The sequence below is a fragment of the Oceanobacillus senegalensis genome, from assembly GCF_900176885.1.
Lineage (GTDB): Bacteria > Bacillota > Bacilli > Bacillales > Amphibacillaceae > Oceanobacillus > Oceanobacillus senegalensis.
On record NZ_LT839648.1, the window covers coordinates 1,265,355 to 1,283,420 of the forward strand.

Here is an 18,066-nt window from a genome sequence, read left to right on the forward strand (position 1 = left end):
CAGTAATATTTTTTAAACTCATTTTTATTCAAAAAATGCACGATATAATGATTGTATAGCTTTTTCAATCTCTGTTTCTTGGATTCCAAACATCATGGAAACTTCTGAAGAGCCCTGATTAATCATGTCAATGTTTATGTTTGCAGATGAAAAGGCGGATACCGCTTGTTGGGCAACACCAATTGTATTCACAAGACCTTCCCCAACTACCATAATAATAGCTATCCCACGTTGAAGGCTAACTGTATCAGGATGTAGTTCATCATTTATTCGTTGAATAATAAGTTCCTCTTTTTCTGGTGTAAGGTTACTCTCTTTAATAATAACAGATATATCATCAATACCTGACGGAGCATGTTCAAAGGAAATATCTTCGTCTTCGAGAATATTCAATAGCTTACGTCCAAAACCAATCTCTCTGTTCATTAAGTATTTACTTACGTACAAACTACAGAATCCATTATCACTCGCTATTCCAGAGACGCATCGGTCGTTTATTTCTCTTTCAGCTAGTATCAATGTCCCTTTTGCTTCTGGATTATTTGTATTTTTTATACATACTGGAACCTTTGCCCGGATAGCTGGTATTAATGCTTCATCATGAAATACAGAGAAACCGGCATAGGATAATTCACGCATTTCCTTATACGTTAACTCGGTTATTTCTTTTGGATTTTCTACAATTGTTGGATTAACAGTATATACAGAATTAACATCAGTAAAGTTCTCGTATAAACTCGCTTGTACCCCGGCAGCGACAATCGATCCTGTTATGTCCGAGCCTCCACGAGAAAATGTTACTAAAGTTCCTTCCTCCGAATATCCAAAAAATCCAGGAATGACAAGAATCCCGTCTTCCTCTCTTAGGTTATACATCTTCGCAAGGCTATCTGGTAATATTTGTGCATTTCCTGGCTCATCGCTAACAATAATACCCGCTTCTTTAGGATTTATGTAACGGGCAGATAAGCCAATTTCCGATAAATATGCACCGATAATTTTGGCGTTATTATTTTCACCAATTGCCTTAATTGAGTCCATCTTTGTATCGTTACTTACATCCATTGCTAATGTGGATTTAATACTTTTTTCAATTTCCATCATTAAAGATGAAGATAATTCTAGTTCATCAATAATTTCCTTAAATCTTTCAATTACTAACGAATAGTATTCCTCATAGGGCTCATCATTAATATAAGCGTTCCCCATGTTTATTAGCATATCTGTCATTTTAAAATCGTCGCTACTACGTTTACCTGGAGCGGATACAACAATAAATTTTCGTTCTTGATCACTTTTGATAATGTCCGCCACTTTTTTGATTTGTGTAGCATTTGCTACAGAACTTCCACCGAATTTTGCTACTTTCATTTTTCTCCCCCTGATTTGGTTGATTATTTTTTATAATAACATAATTACTCTAATAATCTATTAAAAAAGGAAAAAAAGATGGAATTTTTCCCATCCTTTCAGTCTCTTGTCGTATGATTAGAAGGTTTTTGTTCTTTATCTGGTATTGCCTGATAATTGTTTTTGCGATCACGATAAACAATAAACCCTCCAATAAAAATAAGTCCAAAAATAAATAATAATAATCCCACAAAAAACTGAAATCCTGCATTTAATAAGATAGCATGATAATCCGCAAATATAGAGTCTCTCATCAATTTAATGCCATAAACGGCAACAAGTCCAGGAATAAGTAGTACCGATAAAGCAATAATCCTTCCCATGATTTAAATACCTCTCCTATGTATGGTGTCTACAATTATATCAAAAATATAATGAAAATAGAAATAATAGCTTTGCCAAATTGAATGAGATAACATATGATAAAACTATGCAAGAGTTTGCAAGGGGGGGTTGGATGAAACGAATTCTTATCGTTGGGGCGGGAAAAGGAGGAAGTGCGCTTTTTACTTTATTACACAACACAAAACGAATGAATGTAGTAGCGATGATTGACAACGATAAAGATGCTAAAGGATTTCAATTGGCCAAAAAACATCGTATACCAACCGATACTTCTTGGGAAAATTGGATTAATAAGGATATTGATATTATAGTCGAAGCAACTGGAGATGAAAATGTCCTTAGGGAGCTGATGGAGAAGAGTTTACGTGAAACAGTTGTTATTCCGGGTTCTGTTGCTTACATAATCTCTGAATTATTTAATGAAAAAGAAATATTATTGGAGAAAATTAAGCAGCAAAGCAAAAATCAAGAATTAATATTAACCCATATTCGTGATGGTATGATCATTGTGGATTATAAAGGGAAAGTGCAGTTTGTCAATAATAGCGCTGAAGAAATTATAGGATATGCTAGGGATAAATTTATAGGAAAGTCAATTGATGATATTATTCGACACTCCAGATTAGTAGAAGTTTTAAAATCAAAAAAGAAAGAAGTCAACCAAAAATTCCTACTTGAAAATGGGAAACAGATCATCACTACTAGAATTCCTGTTATTAATGCAGAAAAAGAATTAATCGGAGCGTTTGCCGTATTTAAAGATATAACAGAAGTCATTAAATTAGCAGAAGAAAATACCGATTTAACTGAAATTAAAACAATGCTTGAAGCAATTATTAAATCATCCAATGAAGCTATTAGTGTTGTTGATCAGGATGGAAATGGATTAATGATTAATCCAGCTTATACGCGTATTACTGGTTTAACAGAAAAGGATGTTATTGGTAAACCGGCAACTACGGATATCTCTGAGGGAGAAAGTATGCACATGAAAGTACTGAAAACAAAGAAAACAGTACGGGGTGTACGAATGAAAGTAGGCCCAAAAAAGAAGGATGTCGTTGTTAATGTTGCACCAATTATAGTGAAAGGCATTCTAAAAGGAAGTGTGGGAGTACTTCATGATGTAACTGAAATAAAATCCCTAACAAGCGAACTAAAGCGTGCGCGACAGATCATCCGAAATCTAGAAGCTAGGTATACCTTTGATGATATCATAGGAAATTCATCAGAAATGAAATTGGCACTTGAACAAGCAAGGGTTGGAGCAAAGACTCCTGCAACTGTTTTACTAAGAGGAGACTCCGGTACCGGTAAGGAGTTATTTGCACACGCGATTCATAATGAAAGTAATAGGAAAAGTGGAAAATTTATACGTGTCAATTGTGCTGCTATTGCAGAGTCTTTATTAGAAAGTGAATTATTCGGTTATGAGGAGGGAGCGTTCTCGGGAGCAAGAAGTGGTGGGAAAAAGGGATTATTTGAAGAAGCTAATCATGGAAGTATATTTTTAGATGAAATAGGCGAACTATCGTTAAATATGCAAGCTAAATTATTAAGGGTGTTACAAGAAAAGGAAATTGTACGTGTAGGTGGTACAAAGCCAATAATCATTGATGTCCGTGTGATTGCTGCAACAAATATTAATCTAGAAAAAGCAATTACGAATAAAACCTTTCGTGAAGATTTGTATTATCGATTAACAAGATTACCTATATACATTCCTTCTCTAAAAGATAGAATATCCGATTTAAAGGACCTTGTTTATTTTATTATTCAGAAAATCAATCAAGACTATGGTAGGAACGTACAGGTCATTGATGAAGAGGCGTTAAACAAGCTGAAACAATATGATTGGCCAGGAAATGTTCGAGAATTGGAAAATGTCATTGGACGTGCAATGATTTATATTGATATGAGTGAAGAAATCCTAAGAAAAGAACATATTCCTGATTTAGAGGTTAGTACACCTAAAAAGGATTATGTGACACAGGAAGAACTCCAACAGCCTTCATTACGACAAGCATTGCAGCAATTTGAAAAAGAGTATATTTCCAAACATTATAAAAAAAATAATTTTAATAAAACAAAAACAGCAAGATCGTTGAATATATCGATAAGAAACTTGTATTATAAACTAGAAAAATATAATCTAGAATAATAATGCATGCAAAAAAATGCAGGATTGCAATATTGTGCATGGGTTATAATATAACGAAATGAAGCGCTTTCAATATCGGTTAAATGGCATGGTTTTTGCTAAAATAAACTTGAAGAGAAAAAATTAAATCCTAGTAACTAAAATACTATAGGGGGCATGAAAATGGGGATTTTTGAAAATATGGAAGAACATGATTACGAACAACTTGTATTTTGTCAAGATAAGAACTCTGGATTAAAAGCAATTATTGCTATTCATGATACAACATTAGGTCCAGCTTTAGGTGGAACAAGAATGTGGACATATAAAACAGAGGAAGAAGCTGTCATAGATGCGTTACGACTTGCCAAGGGAATGACGTATAAAAATGCAGCGGCAGGGTTGGATCTTGGAGGTGGAAAAACTGTAATAATAGGTGATCCAAAGAAAGATAAAAATCCAGAATTATTTCGTGCGTTTGGACGTTATATACAAAGTCTTAATGGAAGGTACATTACAGCAGAGGATGTAGGTACAGCTGTGGACGATATGGATATAGTTCATTTGGAGACGGATTTTGTAACTGGTGTCTCTCCTGCATTTGGTTCATCTGGAAATCCAGCTCCTGTTACTGCCTATGGAGTTTATATGGGGATGAAAGCATCTGCTAATGAAGCGTTTGGAAGTGACTCCTTGGAGGGGAAAGTTGTAGCAGTTCAAGGGGTTGGAAATGTTGCCTATGCATTATGTGAACATCTCTATAAGGAAGGCGCTAAATTAATTGTTACAGATATAAATGATGAGGCTGTAAAGAGGGCGGTTAATAATTTTGAAGCAAAGGCTGTTAAACCAGAAGAGATTTATGATGCCGAGTGTGATATATATGCACCTTGTGCTTTAGGGGGAATTGTCAATGATGATACCATCAATCGTATTAGAGCAAAGGTTATAGCAGGATCAGCAAATAATCAGCTGAAAGAAGATAGGCATGGGGAAATTCTACATGAAAAAGGGATTGTGTATGCACCAGACTATATTATTAATGCAGCTGGCGTAATCAATGTAGCTGATGAATTACATGGTTATAATCGTGATCGAGTAATGAAAAAGGTTGAGATTATTTATGATAATTTGAAAAAAATATATAAAATCTCGAAAGATAAAAATATACCAACTTATTTGGCGGCAGATCGTATGGCAGAACATCGCATTGAATCTGTACGCAAATCGAGAAACCAATTTATAAGAAATGACCAAAATATATTAAGCAGAAGACCTTAATCTCTTTTTCGTAGTGAATCAGAAATGGATTAGTTAGTGTTGTCTATAAGGGAGTGAATGAAATGGCTGATGAGTACGATGTTGTCATTCTTGGTGGTGGAACTGGTGGCTATGTTGCTGCTTTAAGAGCATCTCAGTTAGGCTTGAAGGTTGCTATGGTTGAGAAGGATAAATTGGGCGGAACCTGCTTACATCGTGGTTGTATTCCTTCAAAAGCATTACTCCGAAGTGCAGAGGTTTATCAGCAAACTAAAAATTCAAATGAATTTGGTATAGAAATAGGTTCTCCTGAGATAAACTTTTCTAAGATTCAAGATAGGAAGAATTCTATTATGGATAAACTCCATCAAGGTGTAGAAGGCTTAATAAAGAAAGGTAAAATTGATGTCTATCATGGTTTTGGTCGTATATTAGGACCAAGTATTTTTTCCCCATTACCTGGTACGATTTCTGTAGAATACGATAATGGTGATGAAAATACGATGATTGTTCCTAAATTCGTACTAATAGCCACAGGTTCTAGACCTTCCACACTATCAGGATTAAATACAGATGGTGTTAAAATATTAAATTCAGATGATGCATTACAATTGGAAGAACTTCCGGGGTCTATTCTAATCATTGGTGCTGGTGTAATTGGAGTGGAATGGGCTTCGATGTTAACAGATTTGGAAGTAAAGGTAACCGTCCTAGAATATGCAAGTCGGATATTACCGACAGAAGATGAAGAAATAGCTAAAGAAGTCGAAAAGCAATTAACAAACAAAGGAGTTACTTTTATAAAAAATGCTAAAGTTATTCCTGATACAGTAAAAAAAGACAATGATGTAATTGTTCATGCAGAAATAAGTGGTAACCAGGAGATGTTTTCAGCGGAAAAAATGTTAATATCTGTTGGTCGAGAAGCAAATACCGAGAATATAGGACTAGAAAATACCGAGATTCGTGTTGAAAATGGCGTTATTGCAACGAATGAATTTTATCAAACAAAAGAATCTCATATTTATGCCATTGGTGATGTTATCGGTGGAATGCAATTAGCCCATGTTGCTTCTCATGAAGGTATCGTAGCAGTGGAACATATGGCTAATCAAAATCCAATACCCATCGAGTATAATCATGTACCTTCTTGTATTTATTCAAGTCCAGAAGCAGCAAGTGTTGGAATAACGGAAGAACAGGCTAAAAAAAAGGGGTATGATTATAAAATAGGAAAATTCCCTTTTGCCGCAATCGGTAAAGCACTTGTTTATGGAGAAACAGAAGGCTTTGTTAAAGTTATTTCCGATAAAAAAACAGATGATATTCTTGGTATTCACATGGTTGGCCCGCAAGTTACTGATATGATTTCAGAAGCAGGGTTAGCTCAATTTTTAGATGCTACTGCTTGGGAAATTGGCCAAACTATTCACCCCCATCCAACACTATCAGAAATCCTCAGAGAAGGAGCATTAGCTGTTGATGGCTTACAAATACATGGATAAAAAATAATCTCCTTGAGTTATAGAATGAAAAGGGAGGGTTCAAAATGGTAAATCGTCATAAGAAAATGGGGTTAACAGATGATTTTGTCTTAGACATTTATAAAACGATGTTACTTGCTAGGAAAATAGATGAGAGAATGTGGCTACTGAATCGTTCTGGTAAAATACCATTTGTTATATCCTGTCAAGGGCAAGAAGCTGCTCAAGTTGGAGCTAGCTATGCTTTAAACAGGGACTTAGATTATGTTGCACCGTATTATCGGGATTTAGGAGTTGTATTATCCTTTGGAATGACTGCTAAGGAATTAATGCTATCTGCTTTTGCAAAAGCGGAAGACCCTAATTCAGGGGGACGACAAATGCCAGGACATTTCGGACAAAAGAAGAATCGAATTTTGACTGGTTCCTCCCCGGTTACAACTCAAGTACCTCATGCAGTCGGTATTGCTTTAGCTGCTAAAATGGAAAACAGGGATTTGGTCTCGTTTGTAACATTAGGTGAAGGTTCATCAAACCAAGGTGATTTCCATGAGGGATTAAATTTTGCGGGTGTTCATAAACTACCTGTCATCACGATGGTTGAAAATAATCAATACGCCATTTCTGTTCCGATGGATAAGCAAGTAGCAAGTAAGAATGTGTCAGTCCGTGCGGAAAGTTATGGGATGAAGGGAGTAACAGTAGACGGAAATGATCCTTTAGATGTGTATGAAGCTGTCTCTCAAGCAAGGGAAAGAGCTCTTCGTGGAGAAGGCGGAACACTAGTTGAGGCTGTTTCCTATCGACTAACTGCCCATTCCAGTGATGATGATGATAAATACCGAGAGAAGACAGAAATTGATGAAGCTAGAAAACAGGATGCTATTATTACCTATAGAAATTATTTGATAGATACAAATGTACTTTCAGAAGAACTTGAAGAAAAAATCACGAAGGAAATTAATGTTATCGTTAATGAGGCAACGGACTATGCGGAGAGTAAGCCATATGCTAGTCCGGAACAGGCGATGAGATTCGTATACGAAGAATGAAGAACAGGGAGGGGAAAAGATGCCAGTAATTTCCTATATTCAAGCTATAACAGAGGCATTGAGAGAGGAAATGCTCCGGGATGAAAAGGTTTTTATTCTCGGAGAAGATGTTGGGAAAAAGGGAGGTGTTTTTCGAGCAACAGACGGATTATATGATGAATTTGGAGAATATCGTGTATTGGATACGCCTTTAAGCGAATCTGCTATTGCAGGTGTGGGTATAGGTGCTGCGATGTATGGTATGCGTCCGGTCGCAGAAATGCAATTTGCAGATTTTATTATGCCGGCTGTCAATCAAATTATTTCAGAAGCAGCAAAAATTCGGTATCGTTCTAACAATGACTGGAATGTACCACTTACTATCAGGGCTCCATACGGTGGAGGAGTTCACGGAGCACTATATCATTCCCAATCCGTTGAGGCTATATTTGCGAATCAACCCGGATTAAAGATTGTTATGCCATCTAGTCCATATGATGTAAAAGGTTTGCTTAAATCAGCCATTCGTGACAATGACCCTGTTCTATTCTTTGAACATAAACGTGCCTATCGTTTATTAAAGGAAGAAGTGCCGGACGATGATTATACGTTACCAATAGGAAAAGCGGATGTGAAACGAAGTGGTTCAGATATTACTGTTATTACCTATGGGCTGTGTGTTCATTTTGCCCTTCAAGCTGCAGAGAAATTAGCTGATGAAGGAATTGATACGCATATACTCGATTTACAAACGATTTATCCGCTAGACAAAGAAGCGATCATTGAAGCGGCAAGTAAAACAGGAAAGGTGTTATTAATTACAGAGGATAATTTAGAAGGAAGTATCATTGGAGAGGTTTCTGCTATTATTGCTGAAAATTGTTTGTTTGATTTAGATGCTCCGATTAAACGTTTAGCGGGACCAGATGTTCCAGCCATGCCTTATGCACCAACGATGGAGAAATTCTTTATGGTTAACCCAGAAAAGTGTGAAAAAGCAATGCGTGAATTAGCAGAGTTTTAGAGGGAGGGATTAAAATAGATGTCAATTGCAAAAATAACAATGCCACAATTAGGTGAAAGTGTAACAGAAGGTACGATAAGTTCATGGCTTGTGAATGTAGGAGACAAAGTAAATAAATATGACCCCATTGCGGAAGTTTTAACAGATAAAGTGAATGCAGAGGTTCCCTCCTCTTATACGGGAATGATTACAGAAATAAATGCAGCGGAAGGGGATACTATATCAGTTGGAGAGCTAATGTGTACCATTGAAACCGATGAAGTAGACAACTCTAAACCTGCTTTAGAATTCAATGACGCCCCTAAAGTGAAAGAAAATTCTACACAAGAAAATGATTCTATGAAAAAAAGGTACTCCCCTGCTGTTATGAGGCTAGCTCAGGAACATCATATTAATTTAAATGATGTTATGGGGTCCGGTCGAGGAGGGAGAATAACAAGAAAAGATATTGAGAAAATAATAGCCTCTGGAGGAAAAACAGAAGAGAAGGAACGAGTATCGGAGGAGAACCCTCAAAAAATTGTAATTCCCCCACAGAATAAGTTACAACATACTACAACATCTTCGGGAGATAAAGAAATATCAGTTACAGGAGTTCGTAAAGCAATTGCGCAAAATATGGTACAATCCAAACAAGAAATCCCTCATGCATGGATGACGGTAGAGGTAGATGTCACTGATTTAGTTGCATATAGAAATAAAGTTAAAAATGAATTTAAGCAAGAAGAAGGATATAATTTAACGTATTTTGCTTTTTTTGTGAAGGCAGTAGCACAAGCACTTAAAAAGTTCCCACAATTAAACAGTACATGGCAACAGGATAATATTATACAAAAGAAAGCTGTTAATCTTTCTATTGCTGTTGCATCTAATGAAGAATTATTTGTACCAGTTATTAAGCATGCCGATGAAAAAAATATTAAAGGGATTGCCAGAGAAATACATGAGCTGGCTCTAAAGGCGAGAGATAAGAGGTTAAAAGGCGAAGATATGGAAGGTGGGACGTTTACAGTAAATAATACCGGAACGTTTGGATCTGTACAGTCTATGGGGATTATCAACCATCCGCAAGCGGCTATTTTACAGGTGGAGTCTATTGTAAAACGTCCGGTCATTATAGATGATATGTTCGCAGCAAGGAATATGGTAAATCTATGCTTATCTTTAGATCACCGTGTTTTAGATGGGCTTATATGTGGCAAGTTTTTATCCTATCTGAAGGAATTACTAGAAAGTATGAATGAAGAAACGATTCAAATTTATTAAAATAATCATGTATCCCCACTTTACAGACATTATTAATTGAAATTGAATAGTAAAGTTGGTACTCTTAATGATATGAAAACACTTTATTATGGAAAGGTAGGATATATATGGATTTCAATCTATTCATGAATGATGTTGTCGATGCAGCACGTAAAGATATAACAGAAGCCGGTTATACAGAATTAAAAACGCCAGAAGAGGTCGATGCGTCACTAAGTAAAAAGGGAACAACTTTGGTCATGATTAATTCGACTTGTGGCTGTGCTGGAGGAGTTGCACGACCTGCTGCGGCAAATGCTATTCATTATGATAAACGACCAGAGCAATTGGTTACAGTCTTTGCAGGACAGGATCCTGAAGCAACAGAGCGTGCACGTGAATACTTTGAAGGATATCCACCATCATCACCTTCATTTGCTCTATTAAAAGACGGGAAAATTGTAACGATGGTAGAGCGCCATGATATTGAGGGGCATAGTCCAATGGAAGTTACAAATAAGCTCCAACAAGTTTTCGATGAGCACTGTGAAGAAATATAATAATTATATTGAGGCTGCTTCTAATAAATAGAACAGCCTCTTTTTTAGCACGATGATTGCTGAGTAATCAAAATTTATTATTTCTTTAAAAAGATAAAAAGACTGAGACAACATATGCTCAGTCTTAAAGATTTATAAAGTAAGCTAAACCAGCAGTGATAGAAGACAACAGCATTGCTATGATCATAATATAAACAGCTAGTTTTTGTTTTTTTTCACGCTTAGATTTTCTTCTTGGTGCTGAGTGATTTGCTTTTGTTGCCAAGATAAATCCTCCTTTTTATTGTCTAATTATATTTTAACGTGAATCGGGCTATTGGACAAGTTAAATTCGCATTCTATAACCGTATAAAATAGCATAATAACGAATTATTATTGCAGTATATTTTAGAAACCTCACATTATAATAGACAGTTATGGTAAAATGATTGAAAATAGAATATATATTTACAATTGAAATTCTGATTGAATGGGGGTATTTGTAAATGAGTATTCAAAAAGACAACGCCAAAGAAAAATGGGAGAAATCGGTTTCGAAAACAATAAAGCGCTTTCCTGAAAGGAAGGAAACTTTTACTACTTCATCGAATATCGAAGTAAACAGGTTATATGAACCAAAGGATTCAAGTACTGCAGCAGAATTAGGTTATCCAGGAGAATATCCATATACACGTGGAATACAGCCGACTATGTATCGTAGTCGATTTTGGACGATGAGGCAGTATGCAGGGTTTGGCTCTGCAAAAGAAACAAATAAGCGTTTTCGTTATCTACTGGAGCAAGGGCAAACAGGTTTGTCTGTCGCGTTTGATTTACCAACACAGATAGGCTACGATTCAGATGATTCGATGTCTGACGGTGAAGTAGGTAAGGTTGGTGTAGCTATTGATACATTAGATGATATGGAACAATTACTAGAAGGAATTCCATTGGACAAAGTTAGCACATCTATGACTATTAATGCACCAGCATCCGTATTGCTTTGTATGTACTTAGCTGTTGGTGAAAAACAGGGAGTACCTTTTGAGAAAATTACTGGTACGATACAAAATGATATATTAAAAGAATATATCGCTAGAGGTACATATATTTTCCCTCCAAAACCGTCTATGAGACTTATTACAAATATTTTTGAGTTTTGTAATGAATATGTGCCGAAATTTAATACAATTAGCATTTCTGGTTATCACATTCGTGAGGCGGGATCTAATGCTGTTCAAGAAGTTGCATTTACTATCGCTAATGGAATGGCATATGTGGATGCAGCAATCGAGTCAGGATTGAAGGTGGATGACTTTGCTCCGCGTCTTGCATTTTTCTTCAATGCACATAATAACTTTTTGGAAGAAGTTGCAAAATTCCGTGCAGCTAGAAGAATTTGGGCAAAGATCATGCGCGAACATTATCATGCAAAAAATCCGAAAAGTTGGAAGCTTCGTTTTCATACACAGACGGGTGGATCTACACTAACAGCCCAACAGCCGGATAATAATATTGTTCGAGTAACAATACAAGCATTGTCAGCAGTCCTAGGTGGGACACAAAGTCTGCACACCAATTCACGCGATGAAGCATTATCATTACCAACTGAGGATTCGGCAAGGATTGCATTAAGAACACAACAAATTATTGCACATGAAAGTGGTGTAGCTGATACGGTAGATCCACTAGCAGGGTCTTATTATGTAGAATCATTAACGGACGAGATAGAAAATAGAGTAAATGATTACTTGGATCGAATTCAAGAAATGGGTGGTGCAGTACAAGCTGTTGAGGAAGGCTATATGCAGAGGGAAATCCATCAAAATGCTTATGAGTTTCAAAAGAATGTAGAATCAAAAGACGAAATCATTGTTGGGTTGAATAAATTTGATTTAGAGGAAGAGGTAGAACCGGATTTATTAAGAGTAGATGAAGCATTAGAAAAAGAACAGGTAGAGTCATTAAAGATTGTACGAGAAAAACGTAACAACAAACTAGTGGAGAAAACACTGAATGTCCTTAAAGAAAAGGCAAAGGATGAAAAAGCTAACCTTATTCCAGCTATTTTAGAAGCAGTTAGAGCATATGCATCTGTCGGTGAAATTTGCAATGTACTTCGTGAAGAATTTGGAGAATACTCAGGAGTATAAGGGGGAATTTGAAAATGGGGAAGAAAATTCGTGTATTAGTTGCTAAGCCAGGCCTTGATGGGCATGATCGAGGAGCTTTGGTTATATCTCAAGCATTAAGGGACCATGGAATGGAAGTAATTTATACTGGGCTACGTCAATCACCGTTGCAAATTGCACAAGCAGCTATCCAGGAAGATGTTGATGTAGTAGGTTTATCTTCCTTATCAGGTGCACATAAGACTTTATTTCCAAAAGTAATAGAAGAACTTGAAAAGCGTGGAGCTGGTGATATCCCAGTTGTTGGTGGTGGCGTAATCCCCAGTGAAGATATCCCTTTCTTATTAGAAAAAGGGGTAAAGAGGGTTTTTACAAGTGGATCTTCCACAGAAGTTCTAGCAAATTATATTCAGGAATTAATTGATCCACAAACTGAGCAAGTACCACCACCAAAGAAAATTGCTCATATTGGAATTGCAGTAAATAGCATTGACCAAGGGATGTCTTTTTACACCGATTCATTAGGACTTCAGCTTGAAGGAGTGGAGGAGGTTGAGTCAGAAGGTGTAAAAGTAGCATTTATTAAAATTGGCGATACACGATTTGAATTATTGGAACCGCTAACAGAAGAATCACCAATAAGGAAGTTTATTGACAAAAAGGGAGAAGGTATACATCATATTGCACTAGAAGTGGATGACATTCAAGCAAGACTTCAACAATTAAAAGATATTGGTGTGCCATTAATTAATGAGGAAGCTAAACTTGGTGCTCATAATAGCCAAGTATCATTCATACATCCAAATGCTACTGGTAAGGTTTTATTTGAGTTGTGTCAGTATCCTAAAGGTGGTGAAGCATAATGGATATTTTTGACAAAATTAATGAACTTTATGATAAACGAAGGCAAGTAGAACTTGGTGGTGGAGATGAAAGGATAGAAAAACAACACGCAAAAGGAAAAATGACAGCTAGAGAAAGAATTGACTACCTATTAGATGAAGGTTCCTTTGTAGAATTAAATCCTTTTATCGAAACACGCGCTTCCGATTTTGGCATGAATAGCAATTCTGCAAAAGGAGAAGGTGTTGTTACTGGTTATGGAAAAATAAATGGAAAGCCTATATATTTATTTGCTCAAGACTTTACGGTATATGGTGGGGCATTAGGTGAAATGCATGGTAAAAAGATAGCAGCTGTGATGGATTTAGCAGCTAAAAATGGTTTCCCATTTATAGGATTAAATGATTCAGGCGGGGCGAGAATTCAAGAAGGGGTTTCTTCCCTTGATGGATATGGACAAGTATTTTATCGAAACTCCATTTATTCAGGAGTTATTCCTCAAATTTCAGTTATCATGGGACCGAGTGCTGGTGGTGCAGTGTATTCACCAGCCATAACAGATTTTGTGATTATGGTTGAGAAAACTTCGCAAATGTTTATAACCGGACCAAAAGTAATTGAAACAGTTACAGGTGAAAAGATTTCATCGGAAGACCTTGGTGGTGCTTCTATTCACAATTCAAAAAGCGGAAATGCTCATTTTAAATCAGCTTCAGAGGAGGAAGCATTAGATTTAGTCAAAAAGTTAATAGACTATTTACCAGCCAATTATAAAGAACGTTCCGAACGAAAAGAAAATGAAACAAGTGATGAGTTAAGACCGGATTTAACGGATGTTGTCCCTTTCCATGCTGTTCGACCATATGATGTTAAAAAAGTAATTGACCAAGTAGTTGATTTAGATAGCTTTTTTGAAGTTCAACAGGATTTTGCAAAAAATGTTGTTGTGGGGTTTGCGCGCATTAAAGGGGAGACAGTTGGACTTGTCTGTAATCAGCCTAAATATATGGCAGGTGGATTAGATATAGATTCTAGTGATAAGGCTTCTCGCTTTATTCGTTTCTGCGATGCTTTTAATATACCACTGATTACATTTGAAGATGTTACTGGTTTCTTCCCTGGAGTCAAACAGGAGCACGGCGGTATTATTCGTCACGGTGCTAAGATTTTATATGCATATTCAGAGGCAACTGTTCCTAAAATTACGGTGATTACCCGTAAAGCTTTTGGTGGAGCCTATGTAGCACTTAACAGTAAGTCTATTGGTGCAGATATCGTGTATGCTTGGCCAAATGCTGAGATAGCTGTTATGGGTCCCGAAGGTGCGGCAAATATCATTTTCGCAAAAGAAATAGCTGAAAGTGATGAGCCGGAAAAGCTAAGACAGGAGAAAATTGATACATACCGTGAAAAATTTGCTAATCCGTATGTTGCAGCCGGTTTAGGAATGGTCGACGATGTCATAGATCCAAGAGAAACCAGAATGAAACTCATTCAAGCTCTAGAAATGCTTAGCAATAAACAAGAAGAACGACCAAATAAAAAACACGGAAATATCCCATTGTAAAAAGAGAAGCGGAAGTGACCGGTGATTAAAAGAATAAAGTACCTTAAATAATAGAAAAGTAGAATTTTTATCGCAGGTTAAGGGATACCCCACCTCAAAAATGAAGGAAAAACGAATCAATTTAGGTGAAGGACATTGTGTCATACCCTTGTGGTATAAACTGCCCTAAAAGCCCGATTGCTTTGAGCTACAGGACGTAGGTCCGTTGCGACTTTAGCTTTTGTTCCTTTGTTTCTGTGGGGGATGAAAGACCTCTCACTGATTGAAGATTCACTTTATTAAATCTGTTATTCTCGGGTACTTTTTCTTTCATAACTTCCAAAAAATGTAGTAACCTATTCATTGGGAGGTTTTGAACATGACAACAGTGAATAAAGGACGATTGATTGAAGAATTTTTTGAATTAGTTCAAGTTGATTCTGAAACGAAGCATGAAGCTAAAATTGCTGAGGTATTAAAGAAAAAATTTACTGACTTAGGTGTAGATGTTGTTGAAGATGACAGTAAAGAAAAAACAGGGCACGGTGCCGGGAACTTAATTTGTACGTTAAAAGGGGATAAAGAAGGAATAGATCCAATCTACTTTACGTCGCATATGGATACCGTTGTACCCGGAAATAATATTCGTCCTTCGATTAATAATGGTTACATTACTTCGGATGGTACAACTATCCTTGGTGCAGATGATAAAGCAGGATTAGCTGCCATATTAGAATCTTTACATGTAATAAAAGAGAATAACATTCAGCATGGAGATATTCAGTTTATTATTACTGTAGGTGAGGAATCTGGATTAGTCGGTGCTAAAGCATTAGATAAATCTTTATTACAGGCTAAGTACGGTTATGCTCTTGATAGTAATGGAGAGGTTGGAGATATTATTGTAGCTGCTCCGACTCAAGCTAAAATTCATGCAATCATTAAAGGAAAAACTGCACATGCTGGACTTGAACCTGAGAAAGGCGTATCGGCTATTACATTAGCCGCTAAGGCGATCTCTAAGATGCCACTTGGAAGAATTGATGAAGATACAACTGCAAATATTGGAAGGTTTGAAGGTGGAAAGCAAACAAATATTGTAGTGGACCATGTTGAAATCCTAGCAGAAGCCAGATCTTTAGTTCCAAGCAAAATGGAAGCGCAAGTTACTAAAATGAAGGAAGCTTTTATACAAACAGCTGAAGAATATGGTGGAGAAGCGGAAGTCGAAATTAAAGTAATGTATCCAGGATTTAGTCAAAAAGAAGGCGATGAAGTAGTTGAAATTGCAAGAAATGCGGCTAAGTCTATCGGAAGAGAAAGTAAGCTATTAAAAAGTGGTGGAGGCAGCGATGCTAACATCATTGCTGGATTAGGAATCCCAACAGTTAATCTGGCGGTAGGGTATGAAGAAATTCATACAACAAATGAACGAATTGCTGTAGATGATTTGGTAAAAATAACGGAATTAGTCATTTCTATCATCAATGAAGTGGCAAAAAACTAGTTGCGAAAGAAGTATTTCCAATCTAAATGAATTGGGGTACTTCTTTTTTTATGCAAGTTAACAGTAATACTCTCACCCCATTATGGGGAAAATACATCTCTATTTATAAACACCCCCATTACTCTTTTCTTTCGTGTTTCCACTTGGACAGTGTTAGATATGCTATAATTAAAGAAATGAAATCATACTAGTTAGGGTGGTTATATGTCTTTACCAAAGCAGAAAAAAAGGAGAGTTATCTTTCATATTGATATGAATTGCTTTTACGCTTCCGTTGAAATGGCGTATAACCCGAAATTAAAAGGGAAGCCCTTAGCTATTGCAGGAAATCCGGAGGAACGAAGAGGAGTTGTTGTTACGAGTAGTTACGAGGCTAGAGCAAAAGGTATAAAGACAACGATGAATGTTTGGCAGGCTAAAAAGCTGTGTCCAAACATCATTATAATGAAACCCAATTTTACTCGTTATCGTGCAGCTTCCAAACAATTATTTAAAATATTATCGGAAATCACTCCATATGTTCAACCAGTTTCTATTGATGAAGGCTATATGGATGTTACTGAAGTAAAATCTAAAAATCCCATCAAATTAGCAGAAGATTTACAACAAAAAACTTTAAAAGAATTGGATTTACCATGCAGTATCGGCATTGCACCAAATAAATTCTTAGCTAAGATGGCATCTGATATGAAGAAGCCATTAGGCATCACTGTACTAAGAAAACGCGAGCTAGATAAGATACTCTGGCCACTTCCTGTAGAAGAAATGTATGGTGTTGGAGAAAAAACAGCCAATAAATTAAAAAAGATGGGGATCAAAACCATTGGTGATTTAGCTAAGGAAGATACGTATCGTTTAAAACAATTATTCGGAATTAATGGAGAACGTTTGAAAAATAGAGCAAATGGAATTGATTCCCGACCTGTTGATCCAGATGCTATTTATGACTTTAAAAGTATAGGTAATTCTCAGACCTTGACGGAGGATACAACTAATTTAGGTGAGATTCATAAGTTAATGGACTTTTTGGCAGATAACATTGAACAAAGAATGAAGCGAAAAAATGTTGCAGGGAAGAGTATTCAGTTAATGATTCGTTATCATGACAGAAAAACGATAACAAGAAGTAAAAAGCTACAACATTACATCGAGGATAAAGCTGATATACTTTTTATTGCAAAGGAATTACTGGAACAACATTGGAATTTAGAGCCTATACGATTAATAGGAATTACGATTCAAGATGTGGAAAATAAACAAAATATTGGTGAACAATTGGATTTATTTACGTATGAAAAACAAGTTGGAAAAGAGAGATTATATCAGACAATAGATAACCTTACAGAGAAATACGGAAAAAATCCGTTTAAGGAGTTACAAACGCAGGATAGGAGAGAGATGAACCCAAGTACTAGTTTTCAAAAAGATTTTTTGGATGACTATAGAAATTAATATATTAAATTATTACTAAAGTATAGTTGCAAAATGGATAGAGTGTGCATTCGTTTCATTTGTTGAATGGTACGTTCTCACTGCTACTTAAAATACAATACGCTTTAC

At 36.2% G+C, this 18,066-nt stretch carries 15 protein-coding genes; 12 read left to right on the top strand and 3 right to left on the bottom strand.

The features are described 5' to 3' along the window. Nucleotides 1-24: 24 nt before the first annotated feature. Entirely contained in the window at nucleotides 25-1,371 is a 1,347-nt protein-coding gene (locus CAO17_RS06040; RefSeq protein WP_085991951.1) for an aspartate kinase, read from the bottom strand. Between the two features lie 98 nt (nucleotides 1,372-1,469). Beyond that, nucleotides 1,470-1,733: a DUF2627 domain-containing protein gene (locus CAO17_RS06045; protein WP_085991952.1), complete on the bottom strand. Its 264-nt coding sequence runs from the start codon at nucleotides 1,731-1,733 to the stop codon at nucleotides 1,470-1,472. Nucleotides 1,734-1,867: 134 nt separating this feature from the next. On the opposite strand from CAO17_RS06045, the gene CAO17_RS06050 reads away from it, so the two are divergent. The 7 genes from CAO17_RS06050 to CAO17_RS06080 all read left to right on the top strand — a co-directional run bounded on the left by CAO17_RS06050 (nucleotide 1,868) and on the right by CAO17_RS06080 (nucleotide 10,499). Next, nucleotides 1,868-3,916, top strand: coding sequence for a sigma 54-interacting transcriptional regulator (locus CAO17_RS06050; protein WP_085991953.1), 2,049 nt, complete (start codon nucleotides 1,868-1,870; stop codon nucleotides 3,914-3,916). 162 nt (nucleotides 3,917-4,078) lie between these two features. Beyond that, nucleotides 4,079-5,176, top strand: a complete 1,098-nt coding sequence (locus tag CAO17_RS06055; RefSeq protein WP_085991954.1) for a Glu/Leu/Phe/Val family dehydrogenase — start codon at nucleotides 4,079-4,081, stop codon at nucleotides 5,174-5,176. Between the two features lie 62 nt (nucleotides 5,177-5,238). Beyond that, on the top strand, nucleotides 5,239-6,660 hold the full coding sequence (lpdA, locus tag CAO17_RS06060; protein WP_085991955.1) for a dihydrolipoyl dehydrogenase: 1,422 nt from the start codon (nucleotides 5,239-5,241) through the stop codon (nucleotides 6,658-6,660). 44 nt (nucleotides 6,661-6,704) lie between these two features. Then, nucleotides 6,705-7,691: a thiamine pyrophosphate-dependent dehydrogenase E1 component subunit alpha gene (locus CAO17_RS06065; protein ID WP_085991956.1), complete on the top strand. Its 987-nt coding sequence runs from the start codon at nucleotides 6,705-6,707 to the stop codon at nucleotides 7,689-7,691. A 19-nt stretch (nucleotides 7,692-7,710) separates the two neighbouring features. Then, on the top strand, nucleotides 7,711-8,694 hold the full coding sequence (locus CAO17_RS06070) for an alpha-ketoacid dehydrogenase subunit beta (protein ID WP_085991957.1): 984 nt from the start codon (nucleotides 7,711-7,713) through the stop codon (nucleotides 8,692-8,694). 18 nt (nucleotides 8,695-8,712) lie between these two features. After that, nucleotides 8,713-9,960, top strand: coding sequence for a dihydrolipoamide acetyltransferase family protein (locus CAO17_RS06075; RefSeq protein ID WP_085991958.1), 1,248 nt, complete (start codon nucleotides 8,713-8,715; stop codon nucleotides 9,958-9,960). Between the two features lie 107 nt (nucleotides 9,961-10,067). Next, nucleotides 10,068-10,499, top strand: a complete 432-nt coding sequence (locus tag CAO17_RS06080) for a BrxA/BrxB family bacilliredoxin (protein ID WP_085991959.1) — start codon at nucleotides 10,068-10,070, stop codon at nucleotides 10,497-10,499. A gap of 124 nt (nucleotides 10,500-10,623) precedes the next feature. Here CAO17_RS06080 and prli42 read toward each other — a convergent pair whose 3' ends face one another. Continuing rightward, complete coding sequence (prli42, locus tag CAO17_RS06085; RefSeq protein ID WP_085991960.1) at nucleotides 10,624-10,764, bottom strand: stressosome-associated protein Prli42; 141 nt, start codon at nucleotides 10,762-10,764, stop codon at nucleotides 10,624-10,626. Between the two features lie 220 nt (nucleotides 10,765-10,984). Between prli42 and CAO17_RS06090 the strand changes: the two genes are divergently transcribed. The 5 genes from CAO17_RS06090 to CAO17_RS06110 all read left to right on the top strand — a co-directional run bounded on the left by CAO17_RS06090 (nucleotide 10,985) and on the right by CAO17_RS06110 (nucleotide 17,958). Beyond that, a complete protein-coding gene (locus tag CAO17_RS06090) occupies nucleotides 10,985-12,631 on the top strand; it encodes an acyl-CoA mutase large subunit family protein (RefSeq protein ID WP_085991961.1) in 1,647 nt (548 codons plus the stop codon). Nucleotides 12,632-12,645: 14 nt separating this feature from the next. Further along, entirely contained in the window at nucleotides 12,646-13,473 is an 828-nt protein-coding gene (gene mce, locus CAO17_RS06095) for a methylmalonyl-CoA epimerase (protein ID WP_085991962.1), read from the top strand. After that, entirely contained in the window at nucleotides 13,473-15,020 is a 1,548-nt protein-coding gene (locus CAO17_RS06100) for an acyl-CoA carboxylase subunit beta (protein ID WP_085991963.1), read from the top strand. The genes mce and CAO17_RS06100 overlap by 1 nt, the downstream gene beginning before the upstream one ends. Before the next feature lie 358 nt (nucleotides 15,021-15,378). After that, nucleotides 15,379-16,506 (top strand): M20/M25/M40 family metallo-hydrolase, encoded by a 1,128-nt coding sequence (locus tag CAO17_RS06105; RefSeq protein WP_085991964.1) that lies wholly within the window; start codon nucleotides 15,379-15,381, stop codon nucleotides 16,504-16,506. Nucleotides 16,507-16,710: 204 nt separating this feature from the next. Beyond that, nucleotides 16,711-17,958: a DNA polymerase IV gene (locus CAO17_RS06110; protein WP_085991965.1), complete on the top strand. Its 1,248-nt coding sequence runs from the start codon at nucleotides 16,711-16,713 to the stop codon at nucleotides 17,956-17,958. The last annotated feature ends 108 nt before the right edge of the window (nucleotides 17,959-18,066 follow it).